Source organism: Streptomyces europaeiscabiei (genome assembly GCF_001550375.1).
Taxonomy (GTDB): domain Bacteria; phylum Actinomycetota; class Actinomycetes; order Streptomycetales; family Streptomycetaceae; genus Streptomyces; species Streptomyces europaeiscabiei.
The window spans coordinates 1-1,019 of sequence record NZ_LRTR01000488.1; the positions used below are offsets into that span (position 1 = coordinate 1).

General features: G+C 73.5%; 1 protein-coding gene and 1 pseudogene. Both read left to right on the plus strand.

Annotated elements, in window-relative coordinates; translation table 11 throughout:
- On the plus strand, positions 1–542 hold a 542-nt coding region (locus AWZ10_RS23615), incomplete at its 5' end, for a phenylalanine--tRNA ligase subunit beta-related protein (RefSeq protein ID WP_482258112.1).
- Positions 543–790: 248 nt separating this feature from the next.
- A pseudogene (locus tag AWZ10_RS52975) lies at positions 791–1,019 on the plus strand (serine/threonine-protein phosphatase); the annotation flags it as partial.

Below are 1,019 nucleotides of genomic sequence, written 5' to 3' on the forward strand. Positions count from 1 at the left end.
GGCGCGCGGTCGCGCGCGAGGCCGGTGCCGATCTGGTGGTCCGCAAGGGACAGTACGGCCCCTGGCACCCGGGCCGGTGCGCGGAGTTCGTGGTCGTCGTGGACGGCACCGAGCGGGTCGTCGGCCACGCCGGTGAGCTGCACCCGCGCGTGCTCAAGGCGCTCGGGCTGCCGGCCCGTACCGCCGCCATGGAGATCGACGTGGATGCCCTGGAGCAGGTGGGGGACAGCACCCCGCAGGCGCCGAGGATCTCCTCGTTCCCCGTCGCCACGCAGGATGTCGCGCTGGTGGTCGACGCGTTCGTGCCGCACGCCGACGTGGAGGCCGCGCTGCGTGAGGGTGCGGGCGACCTGCTGGAGGGCATCCGGCTGTTCGACGTCTACGAGAACGCGGAGCAGCTCGGTGACGGGCGGAAGTCGTTGGCGTACGCGCTCCGCTTCAGGGCCGGGGATCGGACGCTGACCGTGGACGAGGCCTCGGCGGCTCGGGACGCGGCGGTCGCCCTCGCGGGCGAGCGTACGGGGGCCGTGCTGCGTAGTTAGGGCGCCCAGGGGGTGGGGAACCGCGCATTGTGTGGCGGCTGCGGGTTCGTCGTGGCTGGTCGCGCAGTTCCCCGCGCCCCTTGTGTGGGGGCGAGCCCCCCACACCCCCACCACGCGCCCCCGCAGCCACCTCACTCATTTGGGTGACAATTCCGGGTGATCTCCCCCAATGGGGCATCCGGTCGACAGAATCGGACCGGCCTCTCGGGGCCGTTCGCGCTGTCCGGGCCTGATGGGGGGCCAACGGCATGATTCGAATCAGGGCTGGGGCTCCTCGGCGGGCTTCGTCCCGGGGGCGTCGTCCTTCCGTTCGGCGGGCGCTGGTCGGTGCCCGGGTCGTCGGCAGTGCCGTGTTCCTCGCGGTCGGCGCCGGGCTGCTGCTGCACGGCAGACAGGTGATGCTGCGCGAAGTGCTGCAGGCGCGCGAGGCCGCGGCCGCCTCGCGGAGCGTGCTGCTGCGGCCGCTGCCCACCCGGA